This window comes from Acinetobacter endophylla, assembly GCF_053543775.1.
Window position 1 is genome coordinate 57403 of record NZ_JBLVOM010000318.1, and the last position, 21698, is coordinate 79100.

The 21698-nt window shown below is 45.9% G+C and carries 22 protein-coding genes; 12 read left to right on the top strand and 10 right to left on the bottom strand.

Annotated elements, in window-relative coordinates:
• Positions 1-32: 32 nt before the first annotated feature.
• The 3 genes from hslO to ACNPNW_RS18990 form a co-directional block, all read right to left on the bottom strand.
• A complete protein-coding gene (hslO, locus tag ACNPNW_RS18980; RefSeq protein ID WP_004278571.1) occupies positions 33-908 on the bottom strand; it encodes an Hsp33 family molecular chaperone HslO in 876 nt (291 codons plus the stop codon).
• Positions 909-958: 50 nt separating this feature from the next.
• The gene (locus tag ACNPNW_RS18985) at positions 959-2812 is read right to left on the bottom strand and encodes a cation:proton antiporter domain-containing protein (RefSeq protein WP_396469765.1); all 1854 of its coding nucleotides are present in this window, start codon (positions 2810-2812) and stop codon (positions 959-961) included.
• Positions 2813-2887: 75 nt separating this feature from the next.
• Complete coding sequence (locus ACNPNW_RS18990) at positions 2888-5110, bottom strand: primosomal protein N' (protein WP_396469764.1); 2223 nt, start codon at positions 5108-5110, stop codon at positions 2888-2890.
• Positions 5111-5260: 150 nt separating this feature from the next.
• Here ACNPNW_RS18990 and gspF point away from each other — a divergent pair, with 150 nt between their 5' ends.
• The 3 genes from gspF to ACNPNW_RS19005 all read left to right on the top strand — a co-directional run bounded on the left by gspF (position 5261) and on the right by ACNPNW_RS19005 (position 7600).
• On the top strand, positions 5261-6466 hold the full coding sequence (gene gspF / locus ACNPNW_RS18995; protein ID WP_420937489.1) for a type II secretion system inner membrane protein GspF: 1206 nt from the start codon (positions 5261-5263) through the stop codon (positions 6464-6466).
• 79 nt (positions 6467-6545) lie between these two features.
• Positions 6546-6980: a type II secretion system major pseudopilin GspG gene (gene gspG / locus ACNPNW_RS19000; RefSeq protein ID WP_004278567.1), complete on the top strand. Its 435-nt coding sequence runs from the start codon at positions 6546-6548 to the stop codon at positions 6978-6980.
• A gap of 284 nt (positions 6981-7264) precedes the next feature.
• Positions 7265-7600 (top strand): hypothetical protein, encoded by a 336-nt coding sequence (locus ACNPNW_RS19005; protein ID WP_005267556.1) that lies wholly within the window; start codon positions 7265-7267, stop codon positions 7598-7600.
• 154 nt (positions 7601-7754) lie between these two features.
• Here ACNPNW_RS19005 and lnt read toward each other — a convergent pair whose 3' ends face one another.
• Positions 7755-9314, bottom strand: coding sequence for an apolipoprotein N-acyltransferase (lnt, locus tag ACNPNW_RS19010; RefSeq protein ID WP_071850476.1), 1560 nt, complete (start codon positions 9312-9314; stop codon positions 7755-7757).
• Positions 9311-10150: a CorC family transporter gene (locus ACNPNW_RS19015; RefSeq protein ID WP_004278564.1), complete on the bottom strand. Its 840-nt coding sequence runs from the start codon at positions 10148-10150 to the stop codon at positions 9311-9313. The genes lnt and ACNPNW_RS19015 overlap by 4 nt, the downstream gene beginning before the upstream one ends.
• A gap of 201 nt (positions 10151-10351) precedes the next feature.
• Here ACNPNW_RS19015 and tusA point away from each other — a divergent pair, with 201 nt between their 5' ends.
• Positions 10352-10609 carry a sulfurtransferase TusA gene (gene tusA, locus ACNPNW_RS19020; protein ID WP_004278563.1) on the top strand — a complete coding sequence of 86 codons (258 nt, stop codon included), beginning with the start codon at positions 10352-10354 and terminating at the stop codon, positions 10607-10609.
• Between the two features lie 103 nt (positions 10610-10712).
• Positions 10713-11231: a hypothetical protein gene (locus ACNPNW_RS19025; protein WP_004278562.1), complete on the top strand. Its 519-nt coding sequence runs from the start codon at positions 10713-10715 to the stop codon at positions 11229-11231.
• Between the two features lie 41 nt (positions 11232-11272).
• Here the strand turns inward: ACNPNW_RS19025 and ACNPNW_RS19030 are convergent, their stop codons facing one another.
• Entirely contained in the window at positions 11273-12985 is a 1713-nt protein-coding gene (locus ACNPNW_RS19030; protein WP_396469762.1) for an electron transfer flavoprotein-ubiquinone oxidoreductase, read from the bottom strand.
• A 186-nt stretch (positions 12986-13171) separates the two neighbouring features.
• Here ACNPNW_RS19030 and ACNPNW_RS19035 point away from each other — a divergent pair, with 186 nt between their 5' ends.
• The 5 genes from ACNPNW_RS19035 (at position 13172) to ACNPNW_RS19055 (ending at position 17595) form a co-directional block, all read left to right on the top strand.
• Positions 13172-13783 (top strand): DUF1285 domain-containing protein, encoded by a 612-nt coding sequence (locus tag ACNPNW_RS19035; RefSeq protein WP_004278560.1) that lies wholly within the window; start codon positions 13172-13174, stop codon positions 13781-13783.
• Between the two features lie 48 nt (positions 13784-13831).
• A complete protein-coding gene (gene murI, locus ACNPNW_RS19040) occupies positions 13832-14704 on the top strand; it encodes a glutamate racemase (RefSeq protein ID WP_396469761.1) in 873 nt (290 codons plus the stop codon).
• Positions 14705-14820: 116 nt separating this feature from the next.
• Positions 14821-15849 carry a DUF4062 domain-containing protein gene (locus ACNPNW_RS19045; protein WP_005267549.1) on the top strand — a complete coding sequence of 343 codons (1029 nt, stop codon included), beginning with the start codon at positions 14821-14823 and terminating at the stop codon, positions 15847-15849.
• A gap of 65 nt (positions 15850-15914) precedes the next feature.
• Positions 15915-16928: a ferrochelatase gene (hemH, locus tag ACNPNW_RS19050; RefSeq protein WP_005267547.1), complete on the top strand. Its 1014-nt coding sequence runs from the start codon at positions 15915-15917 to the stop codon at positions 16926-16928.
• A 22-nt stretch (positions 16929-16950) separates the two neighbouring features.
• Positions 16951-17595, top strand: coding sequence for an MBL fold metallo-hydrolase (locus ACNPNW_RS19055; RefSeq protein WP_005267545.1), 645 nt, complete (start codon positions 16951-16953; stop codon positions 17593-17595).
• Positions 17596-17635: 40 nt separating this feature from the next.
• Here ACNPNW_RS19055 and ACNPNW_RS19060 read toward each other — a convergent pair whose 3' ends face one another.
• A complete protein-coding gene (locus ACNPNW_RS19060; protein WP_004278555.1) occupies positions 17636-17818 on the bottom strand; it encodes a hypothetical protein in 183 nt (60 codons plus the stop codon).
• Between the two features lie 175 nt (positions 17819-17993).
• Complete coding sequence (locus tag ACNPNW_RS19065; RefSeq protein ID WP_005267541.1) at positions 17994-18167, bottom strand: DNA gyrase inhibitor YacG; 174 nt, start codon at positions 18165-18167, stop codon at positions 17994-17996.
• Positions 18168-18251: 84 nt separating this feature from the next.
• Between ACNPNW_RS19065 and ACNPNW_RS19070 the strand changes: the two genes are divergently transcribed.
• Complete coding sequence (locus tag ACNPNW_RS19070; RefSeq protein ID WP_171058375.1) at positions 18252-18896, top strand: class I SAM-dependent methyltransferase; 645 nt, start codon at positions 18252-18254, stop codon at positions 18894-18896.
• A 4-nt stretch (positions 18897-18900) separates the two neighbouring features.
• Positions 18901-20100 (top strand): TIGR03862 family flavoprotein, encoded by a 1200-nt coding sequence (locus ACNPNW_RS19075; protein WP_005267536.1) that lies wholly within the window; start codon positions 18901-18903, stop codon positions 20098-20100.
• A 136-nt stretch (positions 20101-20236) separates the two neighbouring features.
• Here the strand turns inward: ACNPNW_RS19075 and ACNPNW_RS19080 are convergent, their stop codons facing one another.
• Together ACNPNW_RS19080 and ACNPNW_RS19085 are read right to left on the bottom strand one after the other, a co-directional pair.
• A complete protein-coding gene (locus ACNPNW_RS19080; protein ID WP_005267534.1) occupies positions 20237-20824 on the bottom strand; it encodes a hypothetical protein in 588 nt (195 codons plus the stop codon).
• Positions 20825-20839: 15 nt separating this feature from the next.
• On the bottom strand, positions 20840-21616 hold the full coding sequence (locus ACNPNW_RS19085) for a class I SAM-dependent methyltransferase (RefSeq protein WP_005267531.1): 777 nt from the start codon (positions 21614-21616) through the stop codon (positions 20840-20842).
• Between the last annotated feature and the right edge of the window lie 82 nt (positions 21617-21698).

Below are 21698 nucleotides of genomic sequence, written 5' to 3' on the forward strand. Positions count from 1 at the left end.
GGAATGCTTTTAAACTTAAGGATTCGAACTGCTTAGCTCAGGTGTTTACCAAATAGGCCCAAGGCTTCTTCAGCAGTAAAAGTATATTGGCTATTACAGAACTGACAGTCCATCTCGATCGGATTCTGGAATTCCAGCGTTTCACGGATCGACTCTATTCCGATTTGCTGTAAAGCGACTGCACAACGCTCTTTAGAGCAGGTACAACCAAACTTCAACACTTCCGTATCTGGCAGACGCACTTCTTCTTCGTTATATAAACGGTACAGAATATCAGTGGCTTGCAAACCGACTAACTCTTCAGTTTTTAGAGTCTCTGTGAGCATGGTCAGACGTGGCCATAGATCTTCATCTACCCGGCGTTGTTCTTCTTCACTATTACGTGGTAACAGCTGAATCAATAAACCACCTGCACGCTGATGGTCGCTCGCCAGCACAATGCGCGTTGGAATCTGTGCAGACAGGTCATAATACTGCATCAGACAGCCCGCCAAATTTTCTTTATCAAGGGGTACAATCCCCTGATAACGCTCGCCAAATTCTGGTTCGATATTGATGAACAGAACCGGAGAGGTGAGTGACTTCAACACGGTACTGCTGTCTTCACCGACCAGAAAGTGCGGATCTTCTTCATAGTCAGCCAAAGCGCGAACTTCACCCAAATGGTTACATTCAGCCATAGCCCATTTAAATGTGCCTGATGCCTGAATTTGCAGGCTGATACGCCCTTTAATCTTCAATGTGCTGGCCAGCAGTGCAGTGGCACTGAGCATTTCACCTAGCAGGATTTTAACTGCAGGTGCATAGTCACGTTGCGCTAAAATGGTTTGTAAAGCTTCTTCAAGATGCACCACTTCACCACGAACAGGGCTATCTTCAATAAAAAAGCGTTGGCGTAAATCAGACATAAAATTCTCCATAACCCTGCTTTAATAGTGTCATTATTGTAAAACACAAGTTAGGACAGTTCATCTCTTAACGTATCAATTCCTGCGCCGTTTGTATCCTGTTGCTGCGGTGTATCTTGTTTTTGCACTTTATGGCGTTGATCCTGGGCAAACAGATGCTCCAGTTCGGCTAAACTGCTCCGCTGATTTTCATAATTTGGATGTTCATCCGGATCCAGATGATATTGGCTATTCAGCAGTTTTTCATCCTGTTCACGGAAGTTTTGAATCTGTTGCTGGCTATTTTCGAGGTCAGGATTGAGCTGGTTTAGTAAGGCCTGACTGAGTTCTAAAGCTGAAAGATAAGTTTCACGCCAGATGTGTTTCACGCCCAAATCCTGCAATAAATGCACATGATGCCGGTCACGGGCACGTATCCATAAACAGATTTCAGGATAATTCAGCCGCAGATGCCGCACGATCAGCATCGAGTCTTCAATATCATCAATGGCGACAATGACCTGTTGCGCCGTGGCAACCCCTGCCTGCATCAAGGCTGCCGGTTCTGTCGCATCTGCCTGATAGAAAGGGATGTCGTACTGCGCCAGAAGCTCAGTGGCTGGCACAGTGCTGTCCATGACACTAAAGGCGTGTTGCTGTTGCAGTAGAATCCGGGCGATGATTTGTCCGAAGCGACCAAAGCCAATCAGCAGGATTGGTGTATGGGCTTGAGGATTAATATCAGTTTCAAAAGTCGCTGCCAGATGATTGTGGCGATCCAGACGCGGTAAGATCTGACTGTGCAATAACCAATAAAATGCGGGGGTCAGCAGCAAGGAAAAACTCACCATCCACAGCAAGGGAGAGAGCAGATCAGCCGCAATAATCTGGTCGGAAACCGCAATCACCAGTGCCAGTAAAGCAAATTCGCCACCTTGTGCCAGACTGGCTGCTAACAAGGTGCTATTGCGCCAGCTATTTTGATGATAACGCGCCAATGCCAGGTTGATTGCAAACTTGCCCAAGATTAAAATGAGGGTGCCACCGAGAATCATCCAAGGGAAATTGAGCAGATCAGCTAAGTGCAGTGACATGCCTAGACTGATAAATGCCAAGCCCATCAACAGGCCCTGAAAAGGCCGAATCGTACTTTCTACCGCAGGCCTGAAATCTGAATCTGCCAATAAAATGCCGGCAAATAAGGCACCGAGAAATAGATTCAGTCCGAGGGTATTCATCAGCACCAATAATGCCAAGGTCACCGCAATCGCTACAATCGCATGCAGTTCGTGACTGCCACTTTTAGCAATCCAGCGATACAACGGCTGCATCAGGTAACGATTACACAGAAACAGACCACTCAACGTTGCGATGATCGCAGCAAAATAGGCCACGCCATGTTCAGTGGAGCGAATCCCGGCAAATAATGGAATGGCTGCAATCACCAGAATGGCCAACAGAGCATGAATCAGCAGAATCGAATAGGCTTGCTGACCATAGCTGGTGGCGAACTGTTCCTGATGATTGAGATGTTGAATCACCAAAGTCAGGGCGGACAAACTGCCGGCGAGTCCAATTACAATGCTGGCGAGTAGGCTTTGCTGAAGGAAAACCCAGGCCATGAGCGTGAAAATCAGGGTGCTGATTAGTACCTGTAAAGCAGCCATCATCCACAGGGAGGGATTAATCTGCACAATGCGTTGTGGTCTGAGTTGCAGGCCGATCCAGAACATCAGTGCCATCAGGCTGACTTGCATGAAACTACTCATGACTTCGGGTGTCTGAATCAGGTGCAAAAGGCTTGGACTTAAGATGATCCCTGTTAACAGATAGCCCAGCACACTTGGCAATCTGAGCCTTTTACTCAGTGGCACTATCAACAGTGCAATAACCAGAACCAGTGTTATTTGTAACAGTATCGACATTTTCCTGCCCTAAATTTATTCTTGATCCAGACTTGCAGTTTCGTATTCCAGATCGATCCTCAGGCGCAATATCTTTTAGCTCAGTTCCTGAGGGTCGATGTCCAGCGTGAGCTTCATGCTAGAAGGTTTGTCCTGCAGCATGTTTTGCCACCAGCTACGCACATAGTAATGCAAACGTGGACGATCCGCTGACAATAGCACCATATGCGACTGATAGCGTCCGGCCTTACGTTCCATTGGCGCAGGAATTGGTCCCCAGATGTCCAGCGCCAGATCAGGATATTGCCTGAGGAGTGCTGCATGTTTCTGTAAGAATTCGGTATTTTGTGCCTGATCCTTGGATTCACAGCGAATCAGGATGGCATAACGGTAGGGCGGCATTCTGGCCATCTGCCGTTCTTTTAAGGTCTGCTGGGCAAATACGCGATAATTTTCATTCACTAAGGTGTTCAGCAGGGCATGATCAGGTCTGAGGGTCTGCAGATAAACATCGCCTTTATGTTCACCACGTCCGGCACGGCCAGCCACTTGCACGATCAGTTGCGCAGTCCGTTCAGTAGCACGGAAGTCCACACTCAGCAGACCGGAATCAATATCCAGAATCGCCACCAGCGTCACATAAGGAAAATGATGCCCCTTGGCCAGCATCTGGGTGCCGAGTAGAATCGCCGGTTCGCTTTTCTGAATCTTGTCATAGATTTTTTGCCAGCTGCCGACCCGACTGGTGGAATCGCGATCGACCCGAATCACCTCAAAATCCGGAAATAGCTCATTTAAATGTTCTTCGACTTTGCCGGTGCCCATACCCAGTGTAACCAGTTCCTGATGCTGACATTGCGGGCAGTGTTCCGGCATACGGTGAATAGTACCGCAGTGATGGCAATGCAGATGCTGATAAGGCTGACGGTGTACAGTGAAGTTGGCATCACAGTGCGGACATTGCGCCTGCCAGCCACAGCTGCCACAAAGCAGGACGGGGGCATAGCCACGGCGGTTTAAAAAAATCAGCACCTGTTCTTTTTTCTCCAGGCGCTTTTTGATGTCCTGAATCAATTGCAGGCTAATCCCATGCTTTTTTTGCGCAACTTTTAAATCCAGAATATGGATTTTGGGCATCAAGGCCGTGCCGGCACGCTGGTTCAGCTCCAGTGCCTGCATCTTGCCATGTTGCACCAGCGCATAACTGTCAATGCTTGGTGTGGCTGACCCTAAGATTACCGGACATTGCTGTAAATGGCCGCGGTACAGGGCGACATCGCGGGCATGATAGCGGAAGCCTTCCTGCTGTTTAAAGGACAGGTCATGTTCTTCATCCAGAATGATCAGGCCCAGATTCGGCATCGGGGTATAAATGGCAGAACGTGTACCGAGTACGATTGAGGCTTTGCCGGTTTCTGCCGACTGCCAGGCTTGTAGCCGTTTGGAATCATTCAGCCCGGAATGCAGCAACGCAATATGGCAATGAAAACGGGACTGAAAACGGCTGATGGTTTGCGGCGTCAGGCCGATTTCCGGCACCAGCACCAGCACCTGTTTGCCCTGTTTCAGTACCTGTTCCATGATCTGCAAATACACTTCAGTTTTACCGCTGCCGGTCAGACCATCCAGTAAAAAAGCTTGATATTGATTGCGATATTTTAATACCTGTTCGACTGCATGTTTTTGTTCAGGATTGGCAGTAAGCGGCATTTGTGCCAGCTGCATCGGCTGCGGATTGAAATCTTGTGGCTCCAGCACACAGGCGCAAATCTCTTTTTTCTCCAGCGCTTTTAAGGTCGCGGTTTCAATCCCGGCCATGTTCAGCACATTTTCAGTGGTCCCGACCGGATGCAGTTTTAAAATCCGGTAAGCTTCCTGCTGCTTGTCCGAACGGCGTACTTTGGCCTCGGCATCAGGGTCCAGGAATTTCCAGGTACGGGCCAGCAGGTTATAAGGCTTACCCTGACGCAACAGAGTCGGCAGGGCACTGTGGACGACTTCACCGATCGGAAACTGGTAATACTGCGCTGACCATGTCAACAAACTTAAAACTTTGGCATCTATAATGGCGCGTTCATCGAGCAGTTCGGTCACTGCCTTAAGTTTAAAGCGCGGATCGAGAGGAGTGTCTGCGGATAGTTTTTCGATAATCACCCCGACCAGATTCTGCCGACCAAACGACACCAGTACACGTGCGCCAATCTGTGCCTGTTCAAATTGTGCTGTACTCATCGTGTAATCAAAACAATCAAATACATGCACAGGTACAGCAACGCGTACGCGATAAAGTGGACTTGAATCTGGGTGAGAATTTTGCATATCTTGGGGTGGAGATCCTGAAGAAATTTCGTCGTGCTTAAAGTTCGATTATGTTAGAGTGAGCAGATAATTTATATCAAAGAATATGAATGATTTCGGTGGTCTGACGCAACAGCGTTGAGCAAAATTTTGGAAAATTAGAGCATTACAATGCCTGCATATCAGTTTATTGCGCTTGATGCTTCAGGAAAGCAGCAAAAAGGCGTGCTGGAGGGGGATTCTGCACGTCAGATCCGGCAACAATTACGGGATAAAGCACTTATTCCTGTCTCTGTTGATCCTGTTGAAAAAAAAGACCAGCAGCATCGTCGAAAATGGTTTGAAAAAAGCATCACCGCCTATGATCTGGCTCTGATGACCCGGCAATTATCCGTGCTGGTCGCCGCCGCAATTCCACTGGAAGAAGCCATTCGCGCCGTCGGTAAGCAAAGCGAAAAAGTCCATGTACAAAACCTGCTGATGTCGGTGCGCTCCAAAGTACTGGAAGGTCATAGTCTGGCGCAGGGTTTACAGCAATCCGGACGGTTTCCCGAGCTGTATATTGCCACGATTGCCGCCGGTGAACGTTCCGGACATCTGGACTTGATTCTGGATCAATTGGCTGACTATACCGAAAACCGGTTTGCCATGCAGAAAAAAATTCAGGGTGCAATGATCTATCCGATTATTCTGATGCTGATGTCCTTTGCGATCGTGATGGGGCTGATGACCTATGTGGTGCCAGATATCGTCAAGACTTTTGATCAGAGTAAAGACGCCTTGCCCTGGATTACCGTGGCCTTGATGAAAGCCAGCGATTTTATCCGCATTGCCTGGCCATTTTTATTGATCGGTGGTGCTTTAGGGATTTTCTTATTAATCCGATTTTTAAGAACTACCGCCGGGCATTATGCCTTTGACCGTCTGACCTTAAAATTACCTTTATTCGGCAAATTGTCACGCGGAATTAATGCCGCACGTTTTGCCAGTACTTTATCCATTTTGACCCAGTCTGGCGTGCCGCTGGTCGATGCGCTGCGCATTGGTGCTGCAGTCAGTAACAACTGGGTGATCCGTGATGCTGTCAATCTGGCAGCGGAAAAAGTCACTGAAGGTGGCAACCTGGCAACCCAACTGGAACGCAGTGGTTATTTCCCCCCGATGATGGTACAAATGATCAAAAGTGGTGAAGCATCCGGTGAACTGGACCGTATGCTGGAACGTGCTTCACAGATGCAGGATCGCGAAGTGACTACCCTGATTTCAACTTTACTGGCCTTGTTGGAACCTTTAATGCTGGTACTGATGGCCAGTATCGTTCTGGTGATTGTGATTGCGGTCATGCTGCCAATTGTGAATATGAATAATATGATTTAAACAGAAACCGCTTAGAATTTTGCTGTGATCAAGATTCAAGTGGAAATTCTGAATGATGCAAATAAATGAGAGAGATTGAATGAAAAGGAATCAATTAAATAAACAGACGGGCTTTACGTTAATCGAAGTCATGGTGGTGATTGTTATTCTTGGTGTGCTTGCTGCGCTGATCGTTCCGAACGTGATGGGACGCGGTGAAAAGGCCAAAGTAGATACCACCGTGATCAAGTTGCAGAGCATTGCAGGTTCACTGGATCAATACAAGCTGGACAATGGCAAGTATCCAAGTATGCAGGAAGGTGGTCTGGATGCACTGGTGAATCAGCCAGCGACTGCAAAAAACTGGGTGCCAGGCGGTTATGTCAAGGGCGGTTTTCCAAAAGACAGCTGGGATAATGAACTGCAATATGTGATTCCGGGCACCGATGGCCGCAGCTTCGATCTGTATTCATTTGGTGCAGATGGTCAATCGGGTGGTGAAGGAACAGATGCCGATATTTATTATCAGCCTTAATTGAGAATCGTTATAAATTTTCGATAGATAGAATATATCACTTCACTGAATAGGCTATTTCAATACGAAGTGAAGTGATAATAACTATTAATTATTAAATATAATGTAAGTTATTGATATTTATAATAATGAAATAATAAAAACGATATGCGAGTTATAATAAGAATTATTCCCATATTTATCTATTACAATTCTCGTAAAATATGAATAAACATACACTTTCTATTTATTTAAAAAAGCTCATAATGATCTGAATGGTACTTGACTCGCCAACGGAGAAGCACATGAAAGCATTAATCTTAGGAGATGAAATCAATCAATTTCATTGGTCGATGCTGAAATCTGTTCTTCTGGTTTTAAGCATGCTGCCGATCAGTCAGGGAATCGTCCATTTATGGCAAAGCACCGAAGGCAGCAGCCAGATTATGGTGGCCTTTTTTGCTATCAGCTTGATGAGCAGTTTATTGGCACTGTGTTTCTGGTCAGCATTAAACGCGAGTGTAATTCGCATTCAGGCCGAGCAAAGCTCAGCATTTGAGCAGACACTGGTTAACCTGTATCGTCATGTGCCGATGCTGTCTCTTGCCAGCATGTTGTGTTATTTGGCTATACAATTTTAAGCTTGAAAGAGATGAAAAAACCGAGGCTATGACCTCGGTTTTTTATTGCCTTGAATGTTCCTCCCTTTCGTAAAGGGAGCTTAGGAGGGATTGATAAGATGCTATATTCAGGAATCCCCTAAGTCCCCCTTTGTAAAAGGGGTACTTGAAAAAATTACCGTCTAGATTTAAAGCTGACATCCACTTTACGTGGACGGAAGCGCCAGCCCACTAGCAAGAGTAGAACCGAGAAGATCAGGACCGGCCAGTCGCTGAGTTTCATATATAGCGTTTCACCCTGCATGGCTGGAAGTTCGCCACGTAATACTGCTTCCTGATCCATCGGGGCTTTTTTCACAATGTGACCATTGTGGTCAATAAAGGCGGTCACACCGGTATTGGTCGCCCGAATAAACCAGCGGCCATTTTCTTTAGCACGCATTTGCACCATCTGCAGATGCTGTAATGGTCCTGCCGTGCCGGTAAACCAGGCATCATTAGACACGGTCACCAGAAAATCACTTTGACTGGCATTGCGACGGGTCAAATTCGGATAAGCCACTTCATAGCAAATCGCAGAACCCAAAGGATGATTTTTTACATTCAATGGTTTTTGATGATCTGCGCCCCGGGTAAAACCACTCATGGATGGATCATTTTGCAGTGCCGGCAGAACCCAACTTAACCAGCCTGAAAGTGGAATATATTCACCAAAAGGAACCAGTCGTTGCTTCTTGTATAGCCCATCGGATTCATCTCCGCTGGCCATAATACTATTGTAATATTTTGGATAACCCGCAGCCTGTGATTCTGCTAAATCCCAATACGGAATGCCGGTCACCCAGGCCGTACCTGATTTTTCAGCCTGTACTTTCATGGCTTCCAGAAAGGCTTCAATATCAGTCTGGAACATGGGAATCGAAGATTCCGGCCAGACGATCAGATCGCGGCCCCATTCAGTTTTACTCAAATTGGCATAAATCAATAAGGTCTTCACCTGATATTCAGTCAGCCATTTCAAGTCTTGCGGAATATTACCCTGAATCAGAGAAACCGTTAAAGGCTTCTGATTTTTTTGCTCAACAAACGTCAGTTGTGCTGCACCCCAGGCACCGAGTAATAAAACTGCCGAAGGAATGGCCCAGAACAGGCGTCTATTTAGAATTTCAACCAGCGCACAGGCCAGAATGATCACCACGAAAGATACGCCAAACACCCCGAATAAGGGCGCATAAGCATCTAGGTAGCGTTCGGTAAAGGCATAGCCGGCGAATAGCCATGGGAATCCGGTAAAGACCCAGGTCTTGGACCATTCAAACAGCACCCACAGCGGGGCAAAGGTTAAAGGAGTTTCCGGGAAAAAGCGGCGATAGACAAACGTTTGAACGGCACTAAACAGACCCATCACCAGTGCCATAATCAGGATCATTACAACGCTGAGAAATGCACTGGTATCGCCATAGACATGAATCGAGGTATAGAGCCAGAATGCGCCGACAAACCACAAGCCGATCCCATAAGCCCAGCCAATGCCAAAAGCCTGTTTTGCTGTACGTCCGCGCAGGCAGGCATAGAGCAGTGCTGGAGACAGAATGGCCAGCCACCAGTAATGATAGGGGGCTAGTGCCAAACTAAAGATGGCACCTGCGAATAAGGCAATTAAAACAGGATAGATCAGCGGCAACGGTTTTTGCTGTTGATTAGAACTCAACAGCTTATCAAAATACGCTCTCATTGGCGCACGGCTCGAATTAGGTGAATCGAGCGTGAATCTGCCTCAAGAATGGTAAATTGCCAGTTTTCCAGTTCAATGGTCTGACCTTCAAGATCACTTACCAGACCAATTTCCTGTAATAACAAGCCACCCATGGTTTCCACTTCATCATCAGGGAAAGTCGCATCCAGCATATTATTGAAATACTCAATTGGGGTCAGCGCTTGTACCACCCAGGTATTGGCCGTAGTCGGATCATTGTCCGGAACAATGTAGTATGCTTCTTCATCAGCATTGTCATGTTCATCTTCAATTTCACCGACAATTTCTTCCAGAATATCTTCCAGCGTCACCAGACCCGAAGTCGTACCGTATTCATCAATCACCACCGCAATATGCGTCTGGGTATTCTTCAACATGCGCAAAACCTGATCGGAGCGGGCGCTTTCTGGAACAAACAAAGGCTGACGCATAAGCGCGCGAATATCGACTTTGGCCGTCGGTTCAGTTAGAAAAGGCAATAAATCCTTTGCCAACAGAATGCCGACTACATTATCGGTCTGATCGGAAGAAAATACCGGAAAACGTGAATGCGCAGATTCGACCAGCACATGCAGGATATCCAGCAGTTGGTCATCTTCCTGTAAGCTGATCATGGACGTGCGAGGCGTCATGACTTCACGAATTTTGGTTGCCGGGAGGTCAAGAACGCCCTCAAGCATGGCAACAGTATCGGGTTCTAAAAATCGACGTGAATCTTGTACTAATTTTAGCAGTTCGTCGCGAGTTTCGGGTGCAGTTCCCAGCCATTTGCGTAAGCCGCGCATACCCCACGACGGGCCTGATTCCTCGTGCATGATTTTTCCTGAAGACTCTTAATATCTAAAAAAACGTGGTTTTATCATACCGCAGAAAATACGCTTGTCTATTGTAAATATGATGCAGAGTCTTGATCATACGAGTCAGGCCTAATTTTGGAACTGGCCACGTATGCAAAGCAGCAATGTAATCGCAGCTTTATGCTAAAATATGGCGGTCTTTCCATCCTGAGTCTATCGATGTCCCCAACTGAAATTATTCCAAGTCTGCAATTGAATACCCGAGGTTTACGTTGTCCTGAGCCAGTGATGATGTTGCATCAGGCGATCCGTAAATCTAAGGCAGGTGATGTGGTTGAGGTGTTTGCCACGGATAATTCAACGTCGTGGGATATTCCAAAATTCTGTATGCATTTGGGGCATGAGTTGCTATTGCAGGAAGAACGTCTGGATGAAAATGGTAATAAAGAATTTCATTATTTAGTGAAGAAAGGCTAATAAATGAAAAAAATGCATAACTTTAAAGTTATGCATCTTAGTTTAATTAAAAAAATAAAGTATGGTAAATGCTATAATTTTGAAAAGTTGAAAATTATTAATAATGGAAAAATTAAAATACTTAATAGGAATATTTTTCCTTTTACTTGTTAATGTTACTGCCCGAGCTGAAGAAGTTTATGCAGTATCTGAGAATATTCGAGATTTAGATAATATAGAAAATCGTATTTTTAGAGATATAGATTTAATGATTTTTTTGCCCTCTGAAAATGAATGGAAAGCTCTACAAGGAATTGAATATTTATATTGCTCTGTAGTGGCTGATATTTTAGATGATAGAGACAATGCTAAGATTTTTTATAAAGATGGAATGGATTTTTTAGATTTTCATGCTAAAGAATTTGTAAGTGATAAATCTTCAATCAAACGTTCGATGATTTTAGAGAGAGTTGATCATATAGCATCGAAGTATTATTTTTTTGATCAAAAAGAGACTTTTAAAGGAGCACTTTTTGCGACTTTATTTAATAATATTGAAGATACATATGTATCAGTTGGACCTACTAGACACTTAGTAGCTTTAAAATTTAGGTCTTCGTATGAAAGACATTGTAAAAAATAAACCCGCTTTAAAGCGGGTTTATTTTTATCTCATATGAGAGATTACATATTTGGATAGTTCGGACCACCGCCACCTTCCGGTGTCACCCAGGTGATGTTCTGGGAAGGGTCCTTAATGTCACAGGTCTTGCAGTGCACACAGTTGGCTGCATTGATCTGGAAGCGTTTCGAACCGTCATTATTTTCCATGATTTCATAAACACCTGCCGGGCAGTAACGCTGTGCAGGCTCATCCCATTTCGGCAGGTTCACTTCCACCGGAATTGAAGCATCGGTGAGTTTCAGATGCGCTGGCTGGTTTTCTTCATGCACGGTATTCGATACAAACACTGAAGACAGACGGTCAAAGGTCAGCTTGCCATCCGGTTTTGGATAGTTTGGCTTGAAGCTTTCAGCTGCCTGGGTTTTTAGTGCAGCATGGTCTTGAACCAGATCGTGCAGGGTAAATGGCACTTTAAACACGTTCTGGTCGATAAAGTTAAAGGCACCCCCGATCCATTGACCGAACTTGTGCATTGCCGGGCCAAAGTTACGCGAGTTATACAGCTCTTCTTTCAGCCAGCTGTTGTTAAACTTGTCGGTATAAGCAGTCAGTTCTTTGACAAAGAAATCTTCGCCTTCCACTACACGCGCCACCGCCAGATCACCGCCTTTTTCTACACCAGCAGCAATCGCTTCAAACACCGCTTCACCGCAGAGCATGCCGGATTTCATCGCAGTATGTGAACCCTTGATCTTGGCAAAGTTCAGGAAGCCGGCATCATCACCAATCAAAGAACCACCCGGGAAGGTGAATTTTGGTAATGAGTTAAAACCACCTTTGGTCACAGCACGCGCACCATAAGAAATACGCTTACCACCTTCCAGATACTGCTTGATCAATGGATGGGTTTTCCAGCGCTGCATTTCCATGAAGGGATACATATGCGGGTTGGTGTAAGACAGATCTACGATCATGCCCAGAGTCACCTGGTTATTCTCAGCATGGTATAACCACCAGCCACCTGAAGAACCGGTTTCAGAAAGCGGCCAGCCGGCACCGTGCATCACCAGACCCGGTTTATGCTTGGCAGGATCGATTTCCCAAAGCTCTTTAATGCCGATACCGTAGTGTTGCGGATCAGCGTCCTTGTCCAGGTTGAACTTCTGGATCAGACGTTTACCTAAGTGACCACGACAGCCTTCAGCGAAAATTGTGTATTTGGCATGCAGTTCATAACCCGGGGTAAAGTTATGCGTTGGTTCGCCATCTTTACCAATACCCATATCACCGGTTTGGATGCCTTTGACTGTACCATCGGCATGATACAGAATTTCAGACGCGGCAAAGCCCGGAAAGATCGACACTTCCAGTTCTTCGGCTTTCTGGCCTAACCAGCGCACCACATTGCCCAGTGAAATGACATAGTTGCCATCGTTATGCATGGTTTTAGGCACCATCCAGTGCGGTGCTTCCTGTGATTTTTCATCTGAAAGCAGGAAGAAGGTTTTATCTTCAGTCACCGGGACATTCAGCGGGGCACCCTGTTCTTTCCAGTCCGGGAACAGCTCGTTCATGGCACGCGGTTCAAGCACAGCACCAGACAGAATATGCGCACCGACTTCGGAGCCTTTTTCTACGACACAAACGGACAAATCGTTTAAGTTGTTTTCAATTGCAAGTTGACGGATTTTGATCGCAGCAGAAAGACCCGCAGGGCCTGCGCCTACGATGACGACGTCAAACTCCATCGATTCACGTTCGATGTGTTCCATGTAGGACTCCTCATATTACTATTCGGTGGCAACCATAATCATATGATTGGGTGCTGCCATAAGTGTTCTTGGTTCCTAGACACAAAAATGCTGGTGTCTTTGATAATCTGGGCTAGTATAGTTTTAAAGCCGGTTTTAGCCAATTGGCTGAAACATATTATTTTTCCGTCATTAAGGTCTTCTTTTATGGATAAGCCAGTACCCAGCACAAATCCGACGAAAAAAGTAACTTATCCCGATGATAAAAATTTAATGGATATCGCACAATACTTAAAAGATGCACAGGGCAGTCACAAAAGGTCAATACCCCCTTTGGAGCAATGGCAGCCAAAGCATTGTGGCACAATGGATCTCAAGGTTTTAGCCAACGGCGAATGGTGGCACGAAGGTCAATTGATCAAGCGTCAGCCGATGATTGACCTGTTTGCAACGGTGCTCTGGAAAGAAAACGATAAATTCTATCTAAAAACACCAGTAGAAATGATTGAAATCGAAGTTGAAGATGAACCTTTATTTGTCAATCAGGTCGATCAGGTTGAGATCAATGGAGTGACTTATCTGCAACTGGGCACAACCACGCAAGACCTGATTATTGTCGATGCTGAACATCCAATCTTTATGCGTGAATACAAAGGTGAGTTGCGGCCTTATGTGCATGTGCGTTTTGGGATTAATGCCCTGATTCAGCGTGCGGCATTTTTACATCTGGTCGAGATGGGAGAGCTTGATGAAAATCCGGCAGGCGAAACCGTTTTAAGTTTGAAAAGTGGTGATTTAGACTTGCATTTGAGCACCTGAGGTTTAAGCTTGATCGCTAGAAATTTCAAACAAGCTACCTGCAACGTTATGAGCGCTATTCAACCAATTTCCCAGTTATTAGACCCGATGCCCAATGCCACGGCAGATGCGCCTATTGGCATTTTTGACTCAGGCGTAGGCGGCTTGTCAGTCGCCCTGGAAATTGCCCGCCATTTGCCTAATGAACGCTTTGTCTATTATGCGGATACTGCGCATGTGCCTTATGGCCCGAGAGATGATCAGGAAATTCGTGCCTTGACGGCTCAGGCGATTGAATGGCTTTATCGTCAAGGTTGTAAAGTTGCGGTGGTGGCTTGTAATACCGCTTCCGCTTTTAGTCTGGATTATTTGCGTGACTATTATGGTGAAAACTTTCCGATTATCGGTTTAGTACCCGCGCTTAAACCGGCGGTTCTGAATACCCAGTCGAAAACGGTGGCGGTATTGGCCACGCCCGCGACCTTCCGCGGCCAGCTGATTAAAGATGTCATTTCCCGTTTTGCTGAACCGGCTCAAGTCACAGTCCTGCCTGTGACCAGTCTGGATCTGGTGCCTTTTGTTGAGGCTGGAGAGCAGATGAGTGCAGCCTGTTTGCAGACATTAAAAGAGATTTTACAACCAGTTGTAGATCAGGGCGCTGATTATTTAGTATTAGGATGTACACATTACCCCTTCCTAAAATCGTCAATTCAGTATATTTTTGGTCAAAAGCTGACATTAATTGACTCAGGATTCGCGGTTGCAAGACAAACGGCCCGAATTTTAATTAAAAATGGGTTATTATTTGAGCATGAGTCTAAAGAAAGCGTGAAAATTGAATTGGTGGTGAGTGGGCAGAATGCTGAACAGCTCCGACCGATTTTGCAGCACCTGATTCCGGCCGATTTAAAATGGCAGGTCAGTAATATGAGTGCAGTTTAAAACTCATTTTTATAATTTAAAAAGAAAGATATTTTGATTCTGGGGTGGCCATATTGGGTAAAGAAGCATGTGATGATGCATTTTTTACGCAAATGTACAGGAGAAGAGGATAGCCCATGCTGGATAAACGGTACCAAGTGTTCATCTCAACCTCGGGGGCAGAAATGCAACCGGAGCGTATCATTCTGTCTCAAACACTGGTAGGAATGGGGTTTTTCTCGTGGGGACTGGAACAGCGTACACCGCTGAATACTGCATTTGCACGCCGCCAGATTGATGACTGTGATTATGTCGTGATTCTGCTGGGAAGCCAGTATGGGGAGCAGTCGGTATCGGGTGTCGGCTATATGCATCTCGAATATATTTATGCAGTGACCAAGCAAAAACCGATTATTGTGTTTATGCATGATGATCCGGCATCACGTGAAAGTGCATTGCATGATGCCAAACCGGAATTACAGGAAAAATTCAAGGAATTCCGTCAACTGTTACAGCAGGAAGTCGATCAGGTTTTTACTTACCGCAGCCTGCGCGATCTGGAAATGGCAGTGCGTTTTAACATGCCACAAATGCTGGAGCGCTATCCGGTGACCGGCTGGGTGCGTCCGCAAAACACCCAGGCGCTGCATGACGAGATTGATCAGCTGAAAGCTAAAGTGGCGCAACTGGAACGCGATGGCGGAACTGCAGAAGTCGATCCATTCCTGAGCCTGCCCAAAGTGGCGATGCATGAAATTTTTTCTTTTGAATACCGGATGCATGCTTATCAGGATGGTAATTTTAAAGAAATCAAAGTCCATAAAAAACTGACTTGGGCACAATTGTTGGCGTTATTGGGTTCAACTTTTGTCAATCCGACCCCTGAAGAGTTTTTCTCGAAGCGCATGAATGAATATCTGAATGAAACCGGTCTGCAGGATGCACGGGTGCAGATGCCGCGTGCGCATGCTGTCGCGCGTGCCCAGATGAATATTCGTGCCTTGCATAGTTTAAAAATTCAAATGCGCCAGAATGACTGGATTGTGCCATCCGGTCGTGATGACCGACAGCGCATGCTGTGGCAGATCACGCCAAAAGCGCAAAAGTTGCTGGACAGCAGCTTGCTGGATTTAGATCGCACTTTTCAATATAAGTCAGCGTATTAATCCATAGAGAGAATAAATAAAAAGCTGTTAAAGTACAGGGGTTGATATCCTGACGGACGAACTGAATGTATTCTCCTGCTAAAGCGAAAGTGACGATTATATTGGCAAACTTGGGCACACCAGATGAGCCTACGATTCCAGCGGTACGCCGTTTCCTCAAGCAGTTTTTATCTGATCAGCGTGTGATTGAAATTCCCAAACCGATCTGGCAAATCATTCTGCGCTTATTCATTTTGCCTTTCCGTCCAAAGCGGGTATCACAGGCCTATGCGCAAGTATGGGGACAGGATTCGCCGATGCGTGAAATTCTGTTTGAGCAGGTCGCAGCAGTCAAGACGCATCTCACCCAGCTTTATCCGCAGTTTGAACTGAATGTGGTACCTGCAATGACCTACGGCAATCCGAATATTCAGGATGTCTTGGCACAGGTCTCAGCGCAGCCACAGGAACACATGATTCTATTTCCCTTGTTTCCACAATATTCTGCCACTTCGACCGCACCTCTATACGATGCAGTGGCGAAATGGGTGGTGAAACAGCGCAATTTACCCGGTTTGACAGTGATCCGGGATTATTATCAACATCCTTTATTTATCCAGTCGCTGGCTCAAAGTGTACGTGATTATCAGACAATTCATGGTCAACCAGAGAAATTGTTGATGTCTTTCCACGGCATTCCACAGCCATATGCCGATAAAGGCGATCCTTATGCCGACCGTTGTCGCATCACGGGTAAATTGGTGGCGGAAGTACTAGGTTTAAATGAAGATCAATACGCGATCAGCTTCCAGTCGCGGTTTGGTAAACAGGAGTGGATCAAGCCCTATACCGATGTTTTACTTGAAGATTGGGCGAAGCAGGGGGTGAAATCCATTCAGGTGATGAGTCCTGCATTTTCTGCGGACTGTCTGGAAACGCTTGAAGAGCTGGCAATCGAAAATGCCGAGACTTTTAAAGCAATAGGCGGAGAAAGCTATAGCTATATTCCGGCATTAAATAGCCGTGAAGATCATTTGCGATTGCTCAACAGTCTACTACAGGCTAATCTGGATGCATTGACACAGATACTTGCCCATTAACTTGCCCGAGGTTTTTCACCCCATGTTACAAGTCAAAATTGTTCCAGTTACTGCATTTCAGCAAAACTGTTCCATCGTTTGGGATGCGGACACTAAAGAAGCCATTTTGATTGATGCAGGGGGCGAACCTGAAAAACTGAAAGCTGAAGTTGAAGCGCTGGGTTTAACGGTTAAAGCCTTGTGGCTCACTCATGGCCATCTGGATCATGCGGGTGCGGTGGGTGCATTAAAAAAGGCTTGGAATGTACCGGTGATTGGACCACATAAAGAAGATGCCTTCTGGCTCGACATGATTCAGGAAGTGTCTGCACGTTATGGCTTCCCGATTCCGGAAAAAGTCGAAGTGACCCAGTGGCTGGAAGGTGGTGAAGTACTCAAACTCGGCAATGAAGAGTTCGAAGTGCGTTTTGCTCCAGGCCATACGCCAGGTCACGTGATGTTCTATAACAAAAATTATGCCTTGTTATGGACAGGTGATGTATTGTTCAAAGGCTCGATTGGCCGCACTGATTTCCCGCGTGGCAATCATCAACAGCTCTTAGATTCAATTCAGCGTGAATGTTTCAGCCTGCCAGATGAAACCCAATTTATTTCAGGACATGGACCGGTCAGCACCATTGGTTTTGAAAAGCAGCATAATCCTTTTGTTGCAAGCCAAGCGGGTTAAAAGCGTAAATAAAAGACCAACATAGTTTGGTCTTTTATCTTTATTCTGAAAAGGGATTATTGCGAAGTTGTCGCGTTTGCATGTGTATGAGCCAAGCGGCAAAAGCAAAAAGCACACCCAATACAATAAATAAACTATCTTGTTGGAAAATGCCGACTCCCAACGAAAGAAGTGCGAGTAGACCAACCCCAATTAATATGACTCTTAAAATAATATAACCCATATTATTGCTCTAAAAATAATGTGAAAATTTAGAGTAGAACAATAATACTAAGGCTTTATGAAAGATGTTAATTCGTGTTGCTTTATCTAAGTAATTTTATAAAATTCATATGATTTATTTACTTAATTTCGACAAGATTGTACTTTCGGACATAAGTCTCGACAGGTAAGACATTTTATTCTTCGCTGTTGTCGGCTTGTGGTGCATCCTGGGTAGGCAAACTATATTCCTCATTGGCCCAGGCACCCAGATCAATCATCTTGCAACGTTCTGAACAAAAAGGACGGTAATCATTATCTTCCCAAGTGGCCAGCTTGCCACAGCGTGGACAGTTTAAAGTGGTAGGCATGGGACGACTCCAAAGAAAAATAAAGGTTCGATTAGGCAAATATAGCCGCACTTGTTAGACTTATGCGGTTTTTATTAGTTTGATCTGATTATGCCGATTCGTCAATTTCAAGCACAGCGTATGCATGCGCCCCGTGATTTTCAAAGCATCAGTCCTGAACCGGTCTGCGTCGAAGTGGGAGCGGGTAAAGGTAAACATGCCTTGTTATTCAGCAAGAACAATCCCGACACTCAACTGATTGCGATTGAACGTACCCGGGAAAAATTTCTGGCGATGCAAAAACAGCATGCTGTTGAAGGTCAAACCAATTTACAGACCGTTCATGCCGATGCTTTACCGTGGATCGTGCATGCACTGTATCCGGAGCAGGTAGAACAATTCTTTATTTTATATCCAAATCCTGAGCCGCATAATCCGGCGCAGCGCTGGGTCAATATGCCATTTTTTGAGTTCCTGCTTTCCCGCCTGAAAACCGGTGGAACGATTACGCTGGCCAGTAATATTCCTGCCTATATCGAAGAAGCAGAAATACAAGTGCGAGAGCTCTGGAAGCTACCTTTTGTCAAAGAAGTGATTGCTGCAGATTCGGCGCGTACCCATTTTGAAATTAAATATCTGGAGCGCGGTGAACTATGCCAGCAACTGATCATCAGCAAGCCTGAAATTTATGTGACACGTTTTGATGATTTCCAGCCTTTGCAAGGGCAGAATGCCACCGTCTCGGAATAATCAGATGAGCAAACGCATTGCTATTGTGGGCGCAGGCCCCGCAGGCTTAATGGCAGCAGAAGTGCTCAGTCAGTTTGATTATGAGCTGCATGTTTATGAGCAAAAACCGTCTGCTGCGCGTAAATTCCTGATGGCAGGCAAAACCGGTCTGAATATTTCCCATGCCGAGCCTGTGCCACAGTTTGTACAACGTTATGATCAGGTGGAGTGGTTGTCTCCCTGGATCAAACGCTGGGATGCGCTCTGGATTCAAGACTGGATGAAACAGCTCGGTATTGAACCTTATATCGGTTCGTCTGGCCGGGTATTTCCCACAGAGATGAAAGCTGCGCCCTTACTGCGTGCCTGGCTCAAACGTTTAGCCAGTGATGGCGTTCAGTTTCATTACCGGCATAAAGTCAGCCAGTTGCAGCAGCAACAGCTTGAGCTGCATGATCTGAAAAATAATGAACATCGCACTGAATATTTTGATGCCATTATTCTGGCTTGTGGTGCAGTGTCCTGGTCAGCATTGGGTAGTGATGGGGCATGGCAAGCCTGGCTGAAACCGGATGAAATTGAGCCATTTCAGGCCAGTAATGCTGGAGTGGAATATCCTTGGTCTCGGTTTATGCAGCCAGTTTTTGGTCAACCTTTAAAGCGTGTCGAGGCATGGGTTGGGCAAGGTGAAAAAACCATTGGCGATATCGTGATCAGTCATTATGGTCTGGAAAGTGGTCTGATCTATAAGCAGGGTCGTGGCTTACGCGAGCAACTAAAACAGGGGCAGCCTATGCAGCTGCATCTGGACCTATTCCCAAATCAAAGCATCGAACAGCTTGCACAAAAATTACAGCCAAGTAAGAAGCAGTCTTTAAGTAATGTCTGGCGTAAAGCCGGATTGGACGGTGCCAAGGCAGCTCTAGTACGGGAGCTGGTGGCCAAAGCATTATGGCAAGACGCTCATGAATTAGCCAAAAAAATTAAACATTTGACTATTCCACTCACAGGTTTCCGCCCGATTGAAGAGGCGATTAGCTGTGCAGGTGGTGTCAAGCGTGAAGTGTTGTCAGAACAGCTACAATTGAAATCTAACCCGCATGTATTTCTTTGCGGAGAAATGCTGGACTGGGATGCACCGACAGGCGGCTATCTGCTGACCGCCTGTTTTGCCACAGGGCGTGCAGCGGGTGAAGGCGTGCATCAGTTTCTGACAGCAGATTAAGTCATTTCTGGCGCTTCTGCTGAGATTCAGGCTCAGCAGAACAGGTCTTGCTCATCCACGCTGTTTTCAAACTGCCAGTTCAGCTTAGATTATTTTTGTATTTGATCTAAGCTGTGTGCCAATCTAGCCTCCTAGACTATTCCTTCACTTGCCGGGAAGCGGGTTCTTTCTTGGCGAGATCTGGATATTGCGAACGCCAGCGTTCCAGCTGTTCTTGGGCGTGTAGATATTTCCCTAGACCTTTGACATTCTCACTGGCTTCATTCACGGGCGCAGCTTGAGTCTTGGGAGTATTGAGTAATTTGTCCTGATGTTCCCAGTACTGATACATCAAGCCCTGAATATAGCGGCCCTGTTCGGTTTTCAGTTCTAAAGCCTTTAACATATTCAATGCTGACTGGACATGATCACGCTGACGTTGCTGGACAAATTCTTCTGTCATATTTTCATCATCGCGCATGCTGTTCAATTCTTTTTCCAGGTCACTACTCATTTCCTGAAAGCGCTGTTCATAATCTGTCAATGCGGCAATATCATGCGGATCATCAGCAGTTTTAGGGAAGTCTTTCAGCGGCTCAGTTTTCAGTTCCTGCATGACTTGATCTGAAGCTGTATTATCTGTTATCGCTTCAGTCGGAGTTTCGGTCGTTTTCTGGTCACATGCCATCAGCAGCATGGCCGCAGCGAACAACAGCGTTCGTGTCATTCCTGGTATTTTATGCATGATCGCCTCCTGTTTTTAATTACTTTTCTTGAACACATAAATATGGGTGACATAAGGAAAATCGATCATTTCCTCTGCGCTTTTGGCTGTATATTGCTGGATGATCTGTTCAAATTGTTGTTTTAACTGTGCTTGTTGCTGTACCGGCATGGCTGCAATAAAACTGGTCGAGAGCAGCCGTTTCGATACCACCTGCTCGACACTGCCATGCTGTTGTTGGGTCATTGTGGTTTCTGCATAAGGCTGAAATAGCGTTTGCTGTGCAAAGACCTTGCGCCAGGCGCCACTATGATAGCGTGGCGTATCGCCTTCCAAGGGGGCAATACAATCGGCCAAGGCCTGAACCCAGTCTGCCCGAGTATCGCGCTGATTCCAGATTAACACCAGATAACCCTGCGGTTTGAGTACCCGGTCTAATTCTTGTAAGGTAGCAGAATCGGCAAACCAGTGAAATGACTGTGCACAAAATACCGCATTCAGGCTATGATCGGGCAAGGGAAGTTGATGGCTAACGCCTTCAAGAGCATGAATGTCCGGATGCGCCTGTTTTAATTGAGCCAGCATTTCCGGGACAGGATCAATTGCGATAATGTGCTTACTGAGCGGGCGTAAATAGGGGATAAACTTGCCGGTGCCGCTGCCCAAATCCAGAAGATGCGCATCTACAGGCAAAGCCAGCGTTTCACTCAGCCATTGGCTGATTTCTGCCGGATAATCGGGACGCACTTGCTGATAGAGCTCAGCCGACGCACTAAAACCCCGTTTTGCTGCAGGATGTAATGATTGTGTCATATTTTGCGCTTTTTAATCTTTTTGATCGATATAAAATAGCATATTCACTTTTTTGACAGCGTTCATTGACTGAATTGTTGTG